The organism is Sutterella wadsworthensis, assembly GCF_003315195.1.
Taxonomy (GTDB): Bacteria; Pseudomonadota; Gammaproteobacteria; order Burkholderiales; family Burkholderiaceae_F; genus Sutterella; species Sutterella wadsworthensis.
Window position 1 is genome coordinate 175528 of the sequence record NZ_QNRV01000002.1, and the last position, 15424, is coordinate 190951.

30 protein-coding genes are annotated in these 15424 nt (G+C 56.4%); all 30 read left to right on the forward strand.

The window, feature by feature from the left end:
• Nucleotide 1 precedes the first annotated feature (1 nt).
• The 30 genes from DES29_RS01965 (at nt 2) to DES29_RS02110 (ending at nt 15395) form a co-directional block, all read left to right on the forward strand.
• Nucleotides 2–133 (forward strand): EF-Tu C-terminal domain-related protein, encoded by a 132-nt coding sequence (locus DES29_RS01965; RefSeq protein WP_016475362.1) that lies wholly within the window; start codon nt 2–4, stop codon nt 131–133.
• A 119-nt stretch (nt 134–252) separates the two neighbouring features.
• Nucleotides 253–564, forward strand: coding sequence for a 30S ribosomal protein S10 (rpsJ, locus tag DES29_RS01970; RefSeq protein ID WP_005431601.1), 312 nt, complete (start codon nt 253–255; stop codon nt 562–564).
• Nucleotides 565–741: 177 nt separating this feature from the next.
• Nucleotides 742–1386 carry a 50S ribosomal protein L3 gene (rplC, locus tag DES29_RS01975; RefSeq protein WP_005431603.1) on the forward strand — a complete coding sequence of 215 codons (645 nt, stop codon included), beginning with the start codon at nt 742–744 and terminating at the stop codon, nt 1384–1386.
• Nucleotides 1387–1397: 11 nt separating this feature from the next.
• Complete coding sequence (gene rplD / locus DES29_RS01980; RefSeq protein ID WP_005431605.1) at nt 1398–2018, forward strand: 50S ribosomal protein L4; 621 nt, start codon at nt 1398–1400, stop codon at nt 2016–2018.
• Nucleotides 2015–2314 carry a 50S ribosomal protein L23 gene (rplW, locus tag DES29_RS01985; RefSeq protein WP_005431607.1) on the forward strand — a complete coding sequence of 100 codons (300 nt, stop codon included), beginning with the start codon at nt 2015–2017 and terminating at the stop codon, nt 2312–2314. Before rplD ends, rplW begins: the two co-directional genes overlap by 4 nt.
• Nucleotides 2314–3141, forward strand: a complete 828-nt coding sequence (gene rplB / locus DES29_RS01990; protein WP_005431608.1) for a 50S ribosomal protein L2 — start codon at nt 2314–2316, stop codon at nt 3139–3141. The genes rplW and rplB overlap by 1 nt, the downstream gene beginning before the upstream one ends.
• Before the next feature lie 12 nt (nt 3142–3153).
• The gene (gene rpsS / locus DES29_RS01995; protein ID WP_005431609.1) at nt 3154–3432 is read left to right on the forward strand and encodes a 30S ribosomal protein S19; all 279 of its coding nucleotides are present in this window, start codon (nt 3154–3156) and stop codon (nt 3430–3432) included.
• Nucleotides 3433–3768, forward strand: coding sequence for a 50S ribosomal protein L22 (gene rplV, locus DES29_RS02000; RefSeq protein ID WP_005431610.1), 336 nt, complete (start codon nt 3433–3435; stop codon nt 3766–3768).
• Nucleotides 3769–3788: 20 nt separating this feature from the next.
• Entirely contained in the window at nt 3789–4571 is a 783-nt protein-coding gene (rpsC, locus tag DES29_RS02005; RefSeq protein ID WP_005431611.1) for a 30S ribosomal protein S3, read from the forward strand.
• A 2-nt stretch (nt 4572–4573) separates the two neighbouring features.
• A complete protein-coding gene (gene rplP, locus DES29_RS02010; protein ID WP_005431612.1) occupies nt 4574–4990 on the forward strand; it encodes a 50S ribosomal protein L16 in 417 nt (138 codons plus the stop codon).
• A gap of 16 nt (nt 4991–5006) precedes the next feature.
• Nucleotides 5007–5201, forward strand: a complete 195-nt coding sequence (gene rpmC, locus DES29_RS02015; RefSeq protein WP_005431613.1) for a 50S ribosomal protein L29 — start codon at nt 5007–5009, stop codon at nt 5199–5201.
• Nucleotides 5198–5467 (forward strand): 30S ribosomal protein S17, encoded by a 270-nt coding sequence (gene rpsQ, locus DES29_RS02020; RefSeq protein ID WP_005431615.1) that lies wholly within the window; start codon nt 5198–5200, stop codon nt 5465–5467. The genes rpmC and rpsQ overlap by 4 nt, the downstream gene beginning before the upstream one ends.
• A gap of 244 nt (nt 5468–5711) precedes the next feature.
• Entirely contained in the window at nt 5712–6080 is a 369-nt protein-coding gene (rplN, locus tag DES29_RS02025) for a 50S ribosomal protein L14 (RefSeq protein ID WP_005431616.1), read from the forward strand.
• A 13-nt stretch (nt 6081–6093) separates the two neighbouring features.
• Complete coding sequence (rplX, locus tag DES29_RS02030) at nt 6094–6417, forward strand: 50S ribosomal protein L24 (RefSeq protein WP_005431617.1); 324 nt, start codon at nt 6094–6096, stop codon at nt 6415–6417.
• 8 nt (nt 6418–6425) lie between these two features.
• Nucleotides 6426–6965 carry a 50S ribosomal protein L5 gene (gene rplE / locus DES29_RS02035; RefSeq protein WP_005431618.1) on the forward strand — a complete coding sequence of 180 codons (540 nt, stop codon included), beginning with the start codon at nt 6426–6428 and terminating at the stop codon, nt 6963–6965.
• Between the two features lie 12 nt (nt 6966–6977).
• Nucleotides 6978–7283, forward strand: a complete 306-nt coding sequence (gene rpsN / locus DES29_RS02040) for a 30S ribosomal protein S14 (protein ID WP_005431619.1) — start codon at nt 6978–6980, stop codon at nt 7281–7283.
• 16 nt (nt 7284–7299) lie between these two features.
• Entirely contained in the window at nt 7300–7695 is a 396-nt protein-coding gene (gene rpsH / locus DES29_RS02045) for a 30S ribosomal protein S8 (RefSeq protein WP_005431620.1), read from the forward strand.
• Between the two features lie 15 nt (nt 7696–7710).
• Nucleotides 7711–8244, forward strand: a complete 534-nt coding sequence (rplF, locus tag DES29_RS02050; protein WP_005431621.1) for a 50S ribosomal protein L6 — start codon at nt 7711–7713, stop codon at nt 8242–8244.
• Between the two features lie 18 nt (nt 8245–8262).
• Entirely contained in the window at nt 8263–8628 is a 366-nt protein-coding gene (gene rplR, locus DES29_RS02055; RefSeq protein WP_187116548.1) for a 50S ribosomal protein L18, read from the forward strand.
• 14 nt (nt 8629–8642) lie between these two features.
• On the forward strand, nt 8643–9161 hold the full coding sequence (rpsE, locus tag DES29_RS02060) for a 30S ribosomal protein S5 (RefSeq protein WP_005431623.1): 519 nt from the start codon (nt 8643–8645) through the stop codon (nt 9159–9161).
• Between the two features lie 15 nt (nt 9162–9176).
• Nucleotides 9177–9359 (forward strand): 50S ribosomal protein L30, encoded by a 183-nt coding sequence (gene rpmD / locus DES29_RS02065; protein WP_005431624.1) that lies wholly within the window; start codon nt 9177–9179, stop codon nt 9357–9359.
• A gap of 17 nt (nt 9360–9376) precedes the next feature.
• Nucleotides 9377–9811 carry a 50S ribosomal protein L15 gene (gene rplO, locus DES29_RS02070; RefSeq protein ID WP_005431625.1) on the forward strand — a complete coding sequence of 145 codons (435 nt, stop codon included), beginning with the start codon at nt 9377–9379 and terminating at the stop codon, nt 9809–9811.
• A gap of 30 nt (nt 9812–9841) precedes the next feature.
• Nucleotides 9842–11167: a preprotein translocase subunit SecY gene (gene secY / locus DES29_RS02075; RefSeq protein ID WP_005431626.1), complete on the forward strand. Its 1326-nt coding sequence runs from the start codon at nt 9842–9844 to the stop codon at nt 11165–11167.
• 234 nt (nt 11168–11401) lie between these two features.
• Nucleotides 11402–11515: a 50S ribosomal protein L36 gene (rpmJ, locus tag DES29_RS02080; protein ID WP_005431627.1), complete on the forward strand. Its 114-nt coding sequence runs from the start codon at nt 11402–11404 to the stop codon at nt 11513–11515.
• A gap of 12 nt (nt 11516–11527) precedes the next feature.
• Nucleotides 11528–11893 (forward strand): 30S ribosomal protein S13, encoded by a 366-nt coding sequence (gene rpsM / locus DES29_RS02085; RefSeq protein WP_005431628.1) that lies wholly within the window; start codon nt 11528–11530, stop codon nt 11891–11893.
• Between the two features lie 11 nt (nt 11894–11904).
• Nucleotides 11905–12306, forward strand: coding sequence for a 30S ribosomal protein S11 (gene rpsK, locus DES29_RS02090; protein ID WP_005431629.1), 402 nt, complete (start codon nt 11905–11907; stop codon nt 12304–12306).
• Between the two features lie 105 nt (nt 12307–12411).
• Complete coding sequence (gene rpsD / locus DES29_RS02095) at nt 12412–13038, forward strand: 30S ribosomal protein S4 (RefSeq protein WP_005431630.1); 627 nt, start codon at nt 12412–12414, stop codon at nt 13036–13038.
• A 273-nt stretch (nt 13039–13311) separates the two neighbouring features.
• Nucleotides 13312–14319: a DNA-directed RNA polymerase subunit alpha gene (locus tag DES29_RS02100; RefSeq protein WP_005431631.1), complete on the forward strand. Its 1008-nt coding sequence runs from the start codon at nt 13312–13314 to the stop codon at nt 14317–14319.
• A 184-nt stretch (nt 14320–14503) separates the two neighbouring features.
• Complete coding sequence (gene rplQ / locus DES29_RS02105; RefSeq protein ID WP_021994546.1) at nt 14504–14908, forward strand: 50S ribosomal protein L17; 405 nt, start codon at nt 14504–14506, stop codon at nt 14906–14908.
• 106 nt (nt 14909–15014) lie between these two features.
• Entirely contained in the window at nt 15015–15395 is a 381-nt protein-coding gene (locus DES29_RS02110) for an RNA-binding S4 domain-containing protein (protein ID WP_016475366.1), read from the forward strand.
• Nucleotides 15396–15424 lie beyond the last annotated feature (29 nt).

Here is a 15424-nt window from a genome sequence, read left to right on the forward strand (position 1 = left end):
CATGCCTGGCGACAACATCACGATGACCGTGAAGCTGATCTGCCCGATCGCTATGGAACAGGGTCTGCGCTTCGCTATTCGTGAAGGCGGCCACACGGTTGGCGCCGGCGTCGTTGCTCAGATCCTCGAATAATGACTGTTTATCCCTCTGATAAGGGATAAAAAGTTCATTTTGACTTGATCGCTCGAGGGAGCGGAGTTATACTCCGCTCCCTCTTGTTCTTTTATCGTTCTTTTTTCTAGGAAATCGAAATGCAGTCTCAGCGCATTCGCATCCGCCTCAAGGCCTACGACTATAAGCTCATCGACCAGTCCGCTCTGGAGATCGTTGACACCGCCAAGCGCACCGGCGCTGTGGTTCGTGGTCCTGTTCCTCTTCCTACGCGCATCCAGCGCTTCGACATCCTTCGTTCGCCGCACGTCAACAAGACGAGCCGCGATCAGCTTGAGATCCGCACGCATCAGCGTCTCATGGACATCGTCGACCCGACCGATAAGACGGTTGATGCTCTGATGAAGCTCGACCTGCCGGCCGGCGTGGACGTCAAGATCAAGGTCCAGTAATTTTTTAGATTTTTGCTGAAAAATCTGCCGTTTTGAATTGCAAGGCGGCAGACCTACAGCTAGAATCGCGCCTTCGTGTCCCATTACAAAAGAAATGCTCTTCATTAACTGGAGTATTTTTTGGGACATTTTTGATGTAATCGGTCCCGGCCAATCGCAGCCGGGGTGGAGAAAACAATGAGTGAAAAACTCGGCCTCGTCGGTCGCAAGATCGGCATGACGCGTATCTTCACGGATGACGGCGTGTCCGTCCCCGTGACTGTGCTCGACGTGTCGAACAACCGCGTCACCATGGTTAAGACGCAAGATACCGACGGTTACACCGCAGTCCAGGTCGCCTTCGGCACGAAGAAGCCGTCGCGCGTCAGCAAGCCTCTCGCCGGCCAGTTCGCTAAGGCTGGTGTCGAAGCTGCTTGCACTTTGAAAGAGTTCCGTATCGATGCCGAGAAGGCTGCCGAGTTCAAGCCCGGCCAGACCATCTCTGTCGAAATCTTCACGGAAGGCCAGAAGGTCGACGTGACGGGTACGACCATCGGTAAGGGTTTTGCTGGCGCTATCAAGCGTCATCACTTCTCGTCGAACCGCGCTTCGCACGGTAACTCCGTGACGACTCGCGCTCCCGGCTCCATTGGTAATCGCCAGGATCCGGGCCGTGTGTTCCCCGGCAAGCGCATGGCCGGCCATTTGGGTGACGTGCAGCGCACGACCCAGAATCTGGTCGTTGCCCGCGTTGACAAGGAACGTCAGCTTCTGCTGGTTCGCGGTGCCGTTCCGGGCGCCAAGGGCGGTGAAGTGATCGTCCGTCCGGCTGTTAAGGCGTAAGGAGCGAAACAATGGAACTCAATGTCCTGAACGAACAGGGAAAGACGGTGGAAGCCGCCGACGCCGTGTTCGGTCGTGAATACAACGAAGCCCTGGTGCACCAGATCGTGGTTGCTTTCCAGGCCAACGCTCGTCTCGGCACTCGCGCTCAGCTCAACCGCCGCGACGTTCATCATTCCACGAAAAAGCCCTGGCGCCAGAAGGGTACCGGCCGTGCTCGTTCGGGTATGACCAGCTCGCCCCTGTGGCGTAGCGGTGGTCGTGCCTTCCCGAACACGCCCGACGAAAACTTCAGCCAGAAGCTGAACAAGAAGATGTTCCGCGCCGGTATGGCTTCGATCTACTCGAAGCTCGTTGCCGATGCTCGCTTTGTCGTCGTTGAAACGATCAAGGCTGATCTTCCGAAGACGAAGGCTTTTGCCAGCCAGCTCAAGACCCTTGGTCTGACTGCGCGCACGCTCATCATCGTTGATGAGTCCGAACTCGATGACAACCTCATCCTCGCCTCGCGCAATCTGAAGGATGTGCTCGTCGTCACGCCCCGCTTTGCTGACCCGCTTTGCCTGATCTACTTCGACAAGGTTGTGGCCACGAAGGCGGCTGTTGCTCAGATCCAGGAGATGTTGGCATGAACCAGGAACGTCTGATGAAGGTGCTCGTCGGCCCCATCGTCTCGGAAAAGAGCACGATGATCGGCGAAAAGCACAATCAGTACTCTTTTGTCGTCGTCCCCGACGCCAAGAAGAGCGAAGTTAAGGCCGCTGTTGAACTGCTGTTTAAGGTGCAGGTCAGCTCGGTGCAAATTCTGAACCTCAAGGGCAAGCAGAAGCGCTTCGGCCGCTTTATGGGCAAGCGCAATGACGTTCGCAAGGCGTACGTCTCGCTCGCTAAGGATCAGGAAATCAAGTTCGAGCAAGAGGTGATGTAATGGCTCTCGTCAAACTCAAGCCGACGTCTCCCGGCCGCCGTCATGCGGTCAAGGTTGTCAACAAGGAGCTCCACAAGGGCAAGCCCTGGGCCGCTCTTGTTGAGAAGAAGAATCGCGGCTGCGGCCGCAATAACGATGGTCACATCACCTGCCGTCATAAGGGCGGTGGTGCCAAGCGTGCCTATCGCATCATCGACTTCAAGCGTGATAAGGACGGTATCCCCGCCCGCGTTGAACGCATTGAATACGATCCGAACCGTTCCGCCAATATTGCTCTCGTGCTTTACGCCGACGGCGAACGTCGTTACATCATTGCCCCGAAGGGCATGACGGTCGGCCAGGAAATCTTCAACGGTCCGGAATCCCCGATCAAGGCTGGTAATACGCTTCCGCTGCGCAACATTCCCGTGGGTTCGACGATTCACTGCATCGAACTGCTCCCGGGCAAGGGTGCTCAGCTCGTTCGTGCTGCCGGTACGTTCGGTCAGCTGATTGCTCGTGAAGGCGAATACGCTCAGGTCCGTTTGCGTTCCGGTGAAGTGCGCCGCGTTCTCATCGAATGCCGCGCCACGATCGGTACGGTCGGCAATGAAGAGAACAGCCTGCGCGAACTCGGCAAGGCCGGTGCTAAGCGTTGGCGCGGTGTTCGTCCGACGGTTCGTGGCGTTGCTATGAACCCGGTGGATCACCCGCACGGCGGTGGCGAAGGCAAGACCGGCACTGGCCGCGCTCCTGTCACGCCTTGGGGTCAGCTCACGAAGGGCTACCGTACCCGCAACAGCAAGCGCACCGATTCTATGATCGTCCAGCGCCGTAACAGCAAGTAAGGGGGCCCAGGAATGTCTCGCTCTTTGAAAAAAGGCCCGTTCGTTGACGGGCACCTCATGAAGAAGGTTGAAACCGCCCAGGCGACGCGTGACAAGCGTCCGCTTAAGACCTGGTCGCGTCGTTCGACGATTCTTCCGGAATTCATCGGTCTGACGATCGCCGTTCATAACGGCCGTCAACATGTGCCGGTGTACATCAATGAAAACATGGTCGGCCACAAGCTTGGCGAATTTGCGCACACCCGCACGTTCAAGGGTCACGCTGCCGGCGACAAGAAGGTGGGTAAGTAAATGGAAACGACAGCTATTGTTCGCGGCGTTCGCCTTTCCGCCCAGAAAGGTCGCCTCGTCGCTGATTTGATCCGCGGTCAGCAGGTCGGTCGTGCGCTCTCGATTCTGGAGTTTACCCAGAAGCGCGCTGCCGGCATCGTCCGCAAGTGCCTCGAAAGCGCCATTGCCAATGCCGAACATAATTTCGGCGCTGACATCGACGCCCTCGTCGTGACGAAGATTCATGTGGAAAAGGCTGCTACGCTCCGCCGTTTCGGCGCTCGCGCCAAGGGCCGCGGTACGCGTATCAACAAGCAGACGAGCCACATCTACATCACCGTCGCTGACGGCGAATAATAAGAGACAGGTGAATTACCATGGGTCAGAAAATTAATCCCACCGGCTTCCGTCTCCCCGTCACGCGCAACTGGACGTCGCGCTGGTACGCCAACGGCCGTGATTACCCGAATACGCTTCAGGAAGACTTGAAGGTTCGCAGCTTCCTGCTTAAGAAGCTGCGTAATGCGAGCGTTGCCCGCGTGCTCATCGAGCGTCCGGCCAACAATGCCCGTATCACGATTTTCACGTCACGTCCTGGCATCGTGATCGGCAAGCAGGGTGCTGACATTGAAGCTTTGAAGACCGAAGTTCAGAAGATGATGGGTGTGCCTGTGCACGTCAACATCGAAGAAGTTCGTCGTCCCGAACTCGACGCTCAGCTCATCGCTGACGGTATCACGCAGCAGCTTGAAAAGCGCGTGATGTTCCGCCGCGCCATGAAGCGTGCTATGCAGAACGCCATGCGTCTCGGTGCCCTCGGCATCAAGGTGCAGTCGTCTGGCCGTCTTAACGGCGCTGACATCGCCCGTGACGAGTGGTACCGCGAAGGCCGTGTGCCTTTGCAGACGCTTCGTGCCAACATCGACTATGCCACGAGCGAAGCCCACACGACCTACGGTGTCGTGGGTGTTAAGGTTTGGGTCTACAAGGGTGACAACTTCGGCGCGGAAGAACCCGTCGAAGCTCCCCGTGAAGACCGCCGCGGTCGTCGTGGTGACCGCCCGGGCAAGCCCGGTGCTCGTCGCCCGAATGGTGGCCGCCGCAACGACATGAAGCAAGACCGTGCTCCCCGTAAGCCGGCTGCTAAGGACGGAGAATAACGATGCTGCAGCCTAATCGTCGCAAGTACCGCAAGGATCAGAAGGGCCGCAACTACGGTCTCGCCACTCGTGGCGCGAACGTTTCTTTCGGTGAATTTGGTCTGAAGACGCTTGAACGCGGTCGTATCACGGCTCGCCAGATCGAAGCCGCTCGTCGTGCCATTACGCGCCACATTAAGCGCGGCGGCCGTGTGTGGATTCGTATCTTCCCGGACAAGCCCATTTCCTCGAAGCCCGCTGAAGTCCGTATGGGTAACGGTAAGGGCAATCCGGAATACTGGGTCGCACTGGTCCAGCCGGGCCGTGTGCTTTACGAAATGGACGGCGTGGAAGAGTCGCTCGCCCGCGAAGCCTTCGCGCTTGCAGCTGCTAAGCTGCCCGTGAAGACCACGTTCGTTGTCCGCCAGGTCGGCATGTAATTTAGGAGACACGGACATGAACGCTAAGGAACTGCGTGCCAAGGATGAGGCCGCGCTCAAGCAGGAACTGCAGGATCTTCTCAATACGCACTTCAAACTGCGTATGCAGAAGGCCACTCAGCAGCTGCAGAACACGGCTTCGCTGCGTCAGACGCGTCGCGACATCGCTCGCGTTCGCACCATCCTCACCGAAAAGGCGACCACGAAATGACGGAAACGACCAAGGAAGCTCTCACGCGTACGCTCGACGGCGTCGTGACGAGCAACAAGATGGACAAGACGGTGACCGTCCTTGTTGAACGCAAGGTGAAGCACCCGCTGTATGGCAAGTATGTCGTCAAGAGCAAGAAGTATCATGTTCATGACGAACTCGGCTGCGGCGAGGGTGATAAGGTCGAAATCAAGGAAACGAAGCCGATCTCCAAGACCGTGTCTTGGGTCGTGACGAAGATCCTTGAAAAGGCTGAAGTCCTCTAATAAATGCAGTCTTGAAGAGAAAATAAAAAAATCTCTTCAAATCACTTGCAAAGCAAATCTAGCTTAGCTATATTTGCACGCCATCGCCCGGAAGCCATCTGGTGGAGTTCCGGGCGATGCATTTCTCAGTTCATGAGGCGCCCGCGCACGAAAATGCTGCGCGATCCACGTCTGGTGGACTTCCTCCCGGAACACGGGGCCAATACTGTCCGCTCTTAGCGGAATAAGTTGGGATTTTTCAGTAATGATTCAGATGCAAAGCCGACTGGACGTCGCCGACAATACCGGTGCTCGTTCAGTCATGTGTATCAAGGTGTTGGGCGGTTCTAAGCGCCGTTATGCCAACATCGGCGACGTCATTAAAGTGACGGTTAAAGAAGCGGCTCCGCGCGGCCGCGTCAAGAAGGGCGAGGTCTACAACGCCGTTGTGGTCCGCACCGCTCATGGTGTTCGTCGTGCTGACGGCTCGACGGTCACGTTCGACGGCAATGCAGCCGTTCTCCTCAACAGCAAGCTCGAGCCGATCGGCACCCGTATTTTCGGGCCGGTGACGCGTGAACTCCGTACGGAACAGTTCATGAAGATCGTGTCGCTCGCTCCTGAAGTGATCTAATCGAGGAGAAGAAATGCAGCGCATTATCAAGGGCGACCAGGTTGTGGTCATCACTGGCCGCGATCGCGGCACCAAGGGCACGGTTCTTTCCCGCGTTGATGATCGCCACATTATCGTGGAAGGCGTGAACGTCGTGAAGAAGGCTGTGCGCCCGAATCCCGCTCTCGGCGTCGAGGGTGGCATCGTCGACAAGACCCTCCCGATCGATCAGAGCAACGTCATGTTGGTCAACCCGGAAACGGGCAAGGGCGAACGCGTCGGCTTCAAGGAAGTTGACGGTAAGAAGGTTCGCGTGTTCAAGTCCAATGGCGCCGTTGTCGGTGCCAAGGCCGAATGAGGGTGACCATGTCGCGTTTTAGCTCCCTTTATCACGACACCATTGTTCCCGAACTGATGAAGAAGTTCGGCTACAAGACCGTCATGCAGGTTCCGCGCATCACCAAGATCACGCTCAATATGGGTGTTGGTGAAGCCGTTAATGACAAGAAGTTTATTGAATACGCCGTCGGCGATATGACCAAGATTGCTGGTCAGAAGCCCATCGTTACGCACACCCGTAAGGCTATCGCGAACTTTAAGATTCGTGAAAATCAGGCCATCGGCTGCATGGTGACGCTGCGCGGCGAGCGCATGTTCGACTTCCTTGATCGTCTGGTCACGGTTGCGTTCCCGCGTGTTCGCGACTTCCGCGGTGTTTCCGGCCGCGCTTTTGACGGCCGCGGCAACTACAACATCGGTTTGAAGGAACAGATCATCTTCCCGGAAATCGAATACGACAAGATCGACTCGATCCGAGGGATGAACATTTCGATTACCACGACGGCGAAGACCGACGAAGAGGCTAAGGCTCTCCTCGCAGGCTTCAGCTTCCCGTTCCGCAACTGAGGTTGACGCAAAATGGCAAAACTTGCTCTTATTAACCGCGAAGCCAAGCGCCGCGCGACGGTCGCTAAGTTCGCGGCCAAGCGCGCCGCCCTCAAGGCCATCATCAACGACGCTTCCCGCTCGATGGATGAACGCTTGGACGCCCGCGCCCAGCTCGAAAAGCTGCCGCGCAACGCTAGCCCGGTCCGTCTGCGCAACCGTTGCGCGATCACCGGTCGTCCCCGTGGCAATTTCCGTAAGTTCGGTCTCTGCCGCGAAATGATTCGTGACGCCGCCATGCGCGGTGATATCCCCGGCCTTCAGAAGGCCAGCTGGTAAGCGAGGAGATTGCGAAATGAGTATGAGTGATCCGATCGCCGATATGCTGACCCGCATTCGCAACGGTCAGATGGTCGACAAGGCCGCGGTGGTCATGCCTTCTTCAAAGTTGAAGGTTGCCATCGCCAAAGTCTTGAAAGACGAAGGCTACATCGAAAACTATGAAGTTGCGGCCAACAACGGCAAGCCTGAGCTCAATGTGACGCTCAAGTACTATGCCGGCCGTCCCGTGATTGAACGCCTTGAACGCGTTTCCCGTCCGGGCCTCCGCATCTACAAGAACCACGACAGCATCCCCCAGGTGATGAACGGTCTCGGTATCGCGATCGTTTCGACCCCGAAGGGCGTGATGACCGACCGCGCTGCCCGCGCTGCCGGCGTCGGCGGCGAAGTCATTTGCTACGTCGCCTAACCCGAGGAGTGTCAAATGAGTCGTATTGCTAAGATTCCCGTGACAATCGCCAAGGGCGTTACGGTTGCTATTACTGAAGCCGACGTGACTGTCAAAGGTCCGGTCGGTGAGGTGAAAATGCACATCCTCCCGCTCGTGAAGGTTACCGAAGAGAACGGCCACCTGCACTTTGAACAGCTTGACGAATCCCGCGATGCCAACATGAATGTCGGCACGATGCGCGCTCTCGTCAACGATATGGTCAAGGGCTGCTCGGCCGGTTTCGAAAAGCGCCTCACGCTCGTGGGCGTCGGCTTCCGTGCTCAGGCTCAGGGCGATAAGCTCAACCTGCAGCTCGGCTTCTCGCACCCGATCGTGCACCATATGCCCGCTGGCATCAAGGTTGAAACGCCGAGCCAGACGGAAATCGTCATCAAGGGTGCCGACAAGCAGAAGGTTGGTCAGACGGCTGCTGAAATTCGCGCATACCGCGCTCCCGAACCCTACAAGGGCAAGGGTGTTCGTTACGCGAATGAGCACGTCGTGATCAAGGAAACCAAGAAGAAGTAATTCGGACGTTAGAAGATGATCAACAAGAAACAAAGCCGCCTGCGTCGCGCCCGTGCTACGCGCGCCCGCATTCTGCTGCAGAAGGTCGATCGCCTGACGGTCCATCGTACCAACCTGCACATCTACGCCAGCATCATTTCGGCCGACAACGGTCGTACGCTGGTTTCGGCCTCCACGGTCGAACCCGAAGTTCGCGCTCAGCTCGCGAGCGTTTCCGGTCGTGGCGGCAACGTCGCTGCCGCGAAGATCGTGGGTGCCCGCATCGCCGAGAAGGCGAAGGCTGCCGGTATTGAGTCCTGCGCCTTCGATCGTTCGGGCTACCGTTTCCACGGCCGTGTCGCCGCGTTGGCTGAAGCCGCGCGCGAAGCCGGCCTCAAGTTCTAAGCAGGGGCTGGCAAATGGCTAAGGTTCAAGCTAAAAACGCGGTCGAAGAACAGGACGACGGCCTGCGTGAAAAGATGATTGCGGTTAACCGCGTCACTAAGGTCGTCAAGGGCGGCCGTATTCTCGCCTTCGCAGCACTCACGGTTGTGGGTGACGGCGACGGTTCTATCGGTATGGGTACGGGCAAGTCCCGCGAGGTGCCGCAGTCCGTCTCCAAGGCGATGGAACGTGCTCGTCACACGATGAAGCGTGTTCCGCTGAAGAACGGTACGCTGCACCACGCTGTTGAAGGCCGTCACGGCGCTTCGCGCGTGATCATGATGCCGGCTCCGGAAGGCTCTGGCGTCATCGCCGGCGGTCCGATGCGCGCCGTGTGCGATGCTGTTGGTATTCGCAATGTTGTTGCGAAGGCCTACGGCTCGACCAACCCGTACAACCTGGTCCGTGCGACGCTCAACGCACTCGACAATCTGCGCAGCCCGGCGGAAATCGCCGCTAAGCGCGGTAAGTCGGTCGAAGAGCTCCTCGGCTAATCCGGAGACCTAGACATGTCCGAAAAGAAGACCATCAAGGTCACTCTGGTCAAGAGCCCGATCGGCACCAACGCGGATCACCGCGCCACCGTCCTCGGCCTTGGTCTCAAGAAGATCCGTCAGACGCGCGAGCTCGAAGATACGCCCGCCGTCCGCGGCATGATCAACAAGATCGCGTACCTTGTGCGCGTCGAATGATCTAAGGATGACCCAAAATGCGTTTGAATACCATCCAGCCCGCTGAGGGCTCGAAGCACGCTCATCACCGCGTTGGTCGCGGCGTGGGCAGCGGTTGGGGCAAGACCGCGGGCCGCGGTCACAAAGGCCAGAAGTCGCGTGCCGGCGGCTTCCACAAAGTCGGTTTTGAAGGCGGTCAGATGCCGATGTATCGCCGTCTTCCGAAGCGCGGCTTTACGTCCCTCTCCCGTAAGTTTGTTGAAGTGGTTCGTCTCTCGGATCTCGAGCGTCTCGGTCTTGAGGAAGTCGATCTGTCCGTGCTGAAAGAAGCCGGCGTCGTTTCCACGCTTGCCTTGAATGCTCGTGTGATCCTCTCCGGCGCCATCACCCGCAAGGTGACGGTCCGTGGGCTCGGCGTGACGAAGGGTGCCCGTGCTGCCATTGAGGCGGCCGGCGGCTCCATCGCCGAGTAAGCGACAAACTCACTTCAAAGAGGATAGGACGTGGCGACCAGCCCCAGCTCAAAGCAGCAGTCAGGCCTCAGCAAGTATGGCGACCTTAAAGGTCGCCTGATCTTCCTGGCGCTTGCACTCGTTGTCTACCGCATCGGTGCTCACGTGCCGGTGCCGGGTATTGATCCCGATATGCTCAACCAGCTGTTCAATCAGCAGCAGGGCGGCATTCTCGGGCTGTTCAACATGTTCTCCGGCGGTGCCCTCTCGCGCTTCTCCGTCTTTGCGCTCGGGATCATGCCGTACATTTCAGCATCCATTATTTTCCAGATGCTGTCGTACGTGCTTCCGTCGCTTGAAGCGATTCGCAAAGAAGGAGAACAAGGCCGCAGAAAGATCACGCAGTACACCCGCTACGGGACACTTGCGCTTGGTCTATTCCAAGGCTTTGGCATCGCCGTTGCGCTAGAAACGCAGCCCGGGCTCGTCATTGATCCCGGGTTCCTCTTCCGCATCACCACGACGGTTTCGCTCCTTACCGGAACGATGTTCCTGATGTGGCTGGGCGAGCAGATTACCGAGCGTGGTCTCGGTAATGGCATTTCAATCATCATCTTCGCCGGTATTGTGGCCGGTCTGCCGAACGGTGCGAGCGGTTTGTTCCAGCTCGTTTCGACGGGGGCCATCAGCCCGTTGGCGGCGATTTTTGTGATTGTGATTGTTCTCGGTGTGACGGCCTTCTGCGTTTTTGTCGAACGCGGTCAGCGTCGCATTACGGTCAATTACGCCAAGCGTCAGGTTGGCAATCGAATCTACGGCGGACAGAGTTCGTATCTGCCGCTTAAGATGAACATGTCGGGTGTTATTCCTCCGATCTTTGCTTCGTCTTTGATTCTGTTTCCAGCGACGTTGGCCGGTTGGTTTACTTCTGGTGATTCCACCCGCTGGATCCGCGATCTGGCGGCCGCGCTTTCTCCGGGGCAACCGCTCTACACGCTGCTTTACGCTGCTCTAATCGTGTTCTTTGCTTACTTCTATACGGCGTTGGTTTTCAACCCGAAAGAAACAGCTGAGAACTTGAAGAAGAGTGGGGCGTTTATCCCGGGTATTCGCCCAGGTGAACAAACAGCACGTTACATTGACCGTGTACTCTTACGCCTCACACTCGGCGGAGCCATTTATTTGGTGTTTGTCTGCTTGGTGCCTGAATTCCTTAACCTACGTTTCAACGTTCCGTTCTACTTCGGCGGTACATCGCTGTTGATTGTGGTGGTTGTGACGATGGACTTCATGAGTCAGGTTCAAGCCTACATGATGAGTCACCAATATGAAAATCTGCTGCGGAAGACCAGTTTCCGCGGTCTGACTCGGAAGTAATACTGCTTAATAGCGATTCTTCCGCAAACAGCCAAAGTCAGATAAATATCAAAGGGCGGTCCAAAAGGCCGCCCTTTTGATATGTCCAGTTTTCACATATATTCCAGCCCACCGGATTTGTGCAAATTCATTGGTCAACTGAGTTGCACAAAATATTTTTCTTCAGTATTATTCAACGTTTCTGCCGTGTGGGCATCGAAATTTCCAAGCTCATCAGCTTGTGGAGACATTTAAATGAAGGTTAGAGCTTCCATTAAGAAAATGTGCCGCAACTGCAAGATCATCAAGCGCAAAGGCGTTGTCCGCGTGATCTGCAGCGACCCGCGTCACAAGCAGCGTCAAGGCTAAAGAGGTAACACAATGGCTCGTATCGCCGGTATTAATATTCCGCCGCAGCAGCACGCCGAAATCGGTCTCACCGCCATCTATGGCATCGGCCGTTCGCGCAGCCGCTTGATTCTTGAACAGTGCGGCATCCCCTGCACGAAGAAGGTTCAGGACCTTACCGATGCTGAACTCGAACGCATTCGTGATGCGGTCTCGAAGTTCACCGTCGAAGGCGATCTTCGTCGTGAAGTTCAACTCTCGATCAAGCGCTTGATCGACCTCGGCACTTATCGCGGCATGCGTCATCGCCGCGGTCTGCCCTGCCGTGGTCAGCGTACCCGCACCAACGCTCGCACCCGCAAGGGCCCGCGTAAGGTTGGCGTCACGCTTAAGAAGTAAGAAGGTAAACCATGGCTGGCAATTCTAAGAACGCTTCCGCCCGCGGCCGTAAGAAGGTCCGCAAGGTTGTGACCGAGGGCATCGCCCACGTTCACGCGTCGTTCAACAACACGATTATTACCATCACCGACCGTCAGGGCAACGCTATTGCGGCCTCGTCGTCGGGTGCGCAGGGCTTCAAGGGCTCGCGCAAGTCGACTCCGTTTGCTGCTCAGGTAGCTGCGGACGTCGCCGGCAAGATCGCTATCGAACATGGTCTGAAGAACGTCGAAGTTCGCATTTGGGGCCCTGGTCCCGGCCGCGAATCTTCTGTGCGTGCGCTCAACGCGCTTGGCATCCGTGTCACTTCCATTCAGGATGTGACCCCGATCCCGCACAATGGCGTCCGTCCTTCCAAGCGTCGCCGCGTCTAATACACCAGAATTTTTCATTCTGTTGAATCCCGCGTCCGTTGCTGCATGCTGAGGCAGCGCGGACTGAATGTAGGGAGTCCTACAGGATAAGAGAGGCATTTTTAAATGGCACGATATCTCGGTCCCAAGCTCAAGCTTTCGCGTCGCGAAGGCATTGATCTGAATCTGAAGAGCGCCCGTCGTTCGTTTGAGTCCAAAGTCAAGGACGTCGGTTCCAAGCCGGGCCAGCACGGTAAGATTTCCGGAGCCCGCACGTCTGACTATGGCAACCAGATGCGTGAAACGCAGAAGGCCAAGCGCATGTACGGCGTTCTCGAACGGCAGTTCCGCCGTTATTTCGCTGAGGCTTCCCGCCTTCGCGGCAACACTGGCGAAAAGCTCCTGCAGCTCCTTGAGAGCCGCCTTGACAACGTCGTTTATCGCATGGGCTTTGGCTCGACGCGCGCGGAATCCCGCCAGCTCGTCAGCCACGGCGCTATCGAAGTGAACGGCCGCAAGGTGAACATTCCTTCCTATTCCGTTCGTGCTGGTGATGTGATCACCATCCGCGAAAAGGCCCAGAAGCAGGTTCGCATTGCTGAAGCTCTCGAGCTCGCACAGCAGAACGGCTTCCCGGCTTGGGTGGAAGTGGACGCTAAGAAGTTCACCGGCACCTTCAAGAACGCTCCGGCTCGCGATGAAATCGCCCCGGAAATCAACGAAGCGCTCATTATCGAACGCTACTCCCGCTGATCTGGGAGAATCCTCGGTCGGATGCTTCAAGTCTTGGCCGAGGATCGAAAAAGATCGATCCCACACGCCGGAAAACGCGATTGTCTTCGGACAATCGCGTTTTCTCATCCTTCTTGTTTTGAAGAGGGTGCATTGTGAAGCCGCAATGAAAAAATGCAGCTTCTCAATGCATTAAAATGCATTGATTCGGGTTCCATATGGATCCGACTATCGCCTTTTCAGCCTTATCGGTGTAACGAGCCGAGGGTATTGAACACAAAGGAACCACAAGAGATGGCTAATACCGCTCTCCTGAAGCCCACCAGCGTCGACGTTTCTGTCGATGAAAGCAACCCCAACCGTGCAGTCATTACGCTCGAACCGTTCGAGCGAGGCTACGGCCATACCCTTGGCAATGCTCTGCGCCGTATTCTGCTTTCCTCCATGGTCGGCTTCGCCCCGACGGAAGCTCAGATTACGGGCATCGTCCACGAATATTCCCAGATTGATGGCGTTCTCGAAGATGTCGTCGATATCCTTTTGAATTTGAAGGGTGTCGTTTTCAAGCTCGAGAAGCGTGACGAAGTGACGATCATGTTGCGCAAGGACGGCGACGGCGTCGTCACTGCTGCAGATTTTGATCTTCCTCATGATGTTACGGTACTCAATCCGGATCATGTCATCGCCCATCTTTCCGGTGGACGCCTTGAAATGCAGGTCAAGATTGAAAAGGGTCGTGGCTATCAGCCCGGTGATGTCCGTGCTTTCCGTGACGACTATTCGAAGTCTTCAATTGGCCGCATTATTATGGATGCGTCCTTCTCGCCGATCCTTCGCGTGGCGTATCAGGTGATGGCTGCGCGCGTTGCTCAGCGTACGGATCTTGACAAGCTTGAAATGACGATCGAAACCAATGGCGCCATTGGACCGGAAGAAGCATTGCGTGAATCAGTGCGCATTCTTCAGGATCAGCTCGCCGTCTTTGGCGCGATCCACCCTGAACAGGGCACGGATGGCATTAAGCCTGAAGACGCAGCTAACAACCCGCCACCGCTCGATCCGATCCTGCTTCGCCCGGTTGATGATCTCGAACTTACCGTTCGTTCCGCCAATTGCCTCAAGGCTGAAAGTATCTACTTCATCGGTGATCTTATCCAGCGCACCGAAAATGAACTGCTCAAGACGCCGAACCTTGGCCGTAAGTCCTTGAATGAAATCAAGGAAGTGCTCGCGGCTCATGGACTCACGCTCGGCAGCAAGCTTGAGAACTGGCCGCCTGCTGGTGTCAATGTCGAACGTTGATTTTCGTTTTTTCAAGCTTTCAGCTTGAAGTGGAAAGGCGCGATGATATAAAATCGCGCCTTTCGCATGGATCCCCACCCGGCCGCTTCACTCCGTTGAAGATAGAAGATGATGGGGAGGGTCCTAGCAGAGCCGTTTCTATTTTGGAAACGGTTCATATTTTCATAGATTCAAGGATTTAAAAATGCGTCACCATCACGGCTATCGCAAGCTCAACCGTACTTCGGCTCACCGTGCTGCCATGCTTCGCAACATGGCCTGCTCGCTCATTACGCACGAAGCTATTCGCACCACCCTGCCCAAGGCCAAGGAACTGCGCCGCGTCGTTGAGCCCCTGATCACGCTCGCCAAGGAACCGACCGTCGCCAACAAGCGTCTGGCTTTCAATCGTCTTCGTGACCGCGATGTTGTCGTCAAGCTGTTCAATCAGGTTGGCCCGCGTTTTGCCAATCGTCAGGGCGGCTACACCCGTATCTTGAAGATGGGCTTCCGCAATGGCGACAATGCTCCGATGGCTTACATGGAGCTCGTTGAGCACGCCGTCGCGGTTGAAGACGTTCCCGCTGCTGAAGAAGCCAAGGCTGAATAATTTCGCTCTATTCAAAGGGAGGTGATCGACTTCCCAACGAATAAGCTAAGACCCGTTGAACGGCATTGTCCGGCAGCGGGTCTTTCATTATCTAGAGGGGCGCATCATGGATGAAATGCGTATTGATAAATGGCTTTGGGCAGCACGGTTCTTTAAAACTCGTTCTGCTGCGCAGGAGGAGGTTTCTCTTGGCCGTGTGTTGGTTGATGGTTCACGCGCAAAACCATCGCGTTCCATACGTCCGGGCAACTTACTTGAAATACGTCGAGGCGAAGAAGTATTCAAGGTGTATGTAGAAGGTCTTTCCAACACACGTGGTCCGGCCGCGGTTGCCCAAAAGTTATATCGCGAAACGCAGGAAAGCAAAACGATGCGTGAAGCTCGAGCTGCTGCGGCGAAAATCGCCTTTGAGCCGTCCGTTGTCCGCAAAGGGCGGCCTACCAAAAAAGAAGGACGAGAACTTCGGCGCTTTAAGGATTCGCTATGAAAAAAGAACAGCCCGCATTCCAAAGAATG

Bases quoted from the DNA above. Each gene is read 5' to 3' on its own strand.
- rplD (WP_005431605.1), top strand. From the start codon at position 1,398: ATGGAACTCAATGTCCTGAACGAACAGGGAAAGACGGTGGAAGCCGCC.
- rplX (WP_005431617.1), top strand. From the start codon at position 6,094: ATGCAGCGCATTATCAAGGGCGACCAGGTTGTGGTCATCACTGGCCGC.
- rpsK (WP_005431629.1), top strand. From the start codon at position 11,905: ATGGCTGGCAATTCTAAGAACGCTTCCGCCCGCGGCCGTAAGAAGGTC.
- rplB (WP_005431608.1), top strand. From the start codon at position 2,314: ATGGCTCTCGTCAAACTCAAGCCGACGTCTCCCGGCCGCCGTCATGCG.
- rpsQ (WP_005431615.1), top strand. From the start codon at position 5,198: ATGACGGAAACGACCAAGGAAGCTCTCACGCGTACGCTCGACGGCGTC.
- rpmD (WP_005431624.1), top strand. From the start codon at position 9,177: ATGTCCGAAAAGAAGACCATCAAGGTCACTCTGGTCAAGAGCCCGATC.
- rpsS (WP_005431609.1), top strand. From the start codon at position 3,154: ATGTCTCGCTCTTTGAAAAAAGGCCCGTTCGTTGACGGGCACCTCATG.
- rplO (WP_005431625.1), top strand. From the start codon at position 9,377: ATGCGTTTGAATACCATCCAGCCCGCTGAGGGCTCGAAGCACGCTCAT.
- rpsJ (WP_005431601.1), top strand. From the start codon at position 253: ATGCAGTCTCAGCGCATTCGCATCCGCCTCAAGGCCTACGACTATAAG.
- DES29_RS01965 (WP_016475362.1), top strand. From the start codon at position 2: ATGCCTGGCGACAACATCACGATGACCGTGAAGCTGATCTGCCCGATC.
- rplE (WP_005431618.1), top strand. From the start codon at position 6,426: ATGTCGCGTTTTAGCTCCCTTTATCACGACACCATTGTTCCCGAACTG.
- rpmJ (WP_005431627.1), top strand. From the start codon at position 11,402: ATGAAGGTTAGAGCTTCCATTAAGAAAATGTGCCGCAACTGCAAGATC.
- DES29_RS02100 (WP_005431631.1), top strand. From the start codon at position 13,312: ATGGCTAATACCGCTCTCCTGAAGCCCACCAGCGTCGACGTTTCTGTC.
- rpsM (WP_005431628.1), top strand. From the start codon at position 11,528: ATGGCTCGTATCGCCGGTATTAATATTCCGCCGCAGCAGCACGCCGAA.
- rplP (WP_005431612.1), top strand. From the start codon at position 4,574: ATGCTGCAGCCTAATCGTCGCAAGTACCGCAAGGATCAGAAGGGCCGC.
- rplW (WP_005431607.1), top strand. From the start codon at position 2,015: ATGAACCAGGAACGTCTGATGAAGGTGCTCGTCGGCCCCATCGTCTCG.
- rplV (WP_005431610.1), top strand. From the start codon at position 3,433: ATGGAAACGACAGCTATTGTTCGCGGCGTTCGCCTTTCCGCCCAGAAA.
- rpmC (WP_005431613.1), top strand. From the start codon at position 5,007: ATGAACGCTAAGGAACTGCGTGCCAAGGATGAGGCCGCGCTCAAGCAG.
- rpsD (WP_005431630.1), top strand. From the start codon at position 12,412: ATGGCACGATATCTCGGTCCCAAGCTCAAGCTTTCGCGTCGCGAAGGC.
- rpsC (WP_005431611.1), top strand. From the start codon at position 3,789: ATGGGTCAGAAAATTAATCCCACCGGCTTCCGTCTCCCCGTCACGCGC.
- rplF (WP_005431621.1), top strand. From the start codon at position 7,711: ATGAGTCGTATTGCTAAGATTCCCGTGACAATCGCCAAGGGCGTTACG.
- rplQ (WP_021994546.1), top strand. From the start codon at position 14,504: ATGCGTCACCATCACGGCTATCGCAAGCTCAACCGTACTTCGGCTCAC.
- rpsE (WP_005431623.1), top strand. From the start codon at position 8,643: ATGGCTAAGGTTCAAGCTAAAAACGCGGTCGAAGAACAGGACGACGGC.
- rpsH (WP_005431620.1), top strand. From the start codon at position 7,300: ATGAGTATGAGTGATCCGATCGCCGATATGCTGACCCGCATTCGCAAC.
- rplC (WP_005431603.1), top strand. From the start codon at position 742: ATGAGTGAAAAACTCGGCCTCGTCGGTCGCAAGATCGGCATGACGCGT.
- DES29_RS02110 (WP_016475366.1), top strand. From the start codon at position 15,015: ATGGATGAAATGCGTATTGATAAATGGCTTTGGGCAGCACGGTTCTTT.
- rplN (WP_005431616.1), top strand. From the start codon at position 5,712: ATGATTCAGATGCAAAGCCGACTGGACGTCGCCGACAATACCGGTGCT.
- rpsN (WP_005431619.1), top strand. From the start codon at position 6,978: ATGGCAAAACTTGCTCTTATTAACCGCGAAGCCAAGCGCCGCGCGACG.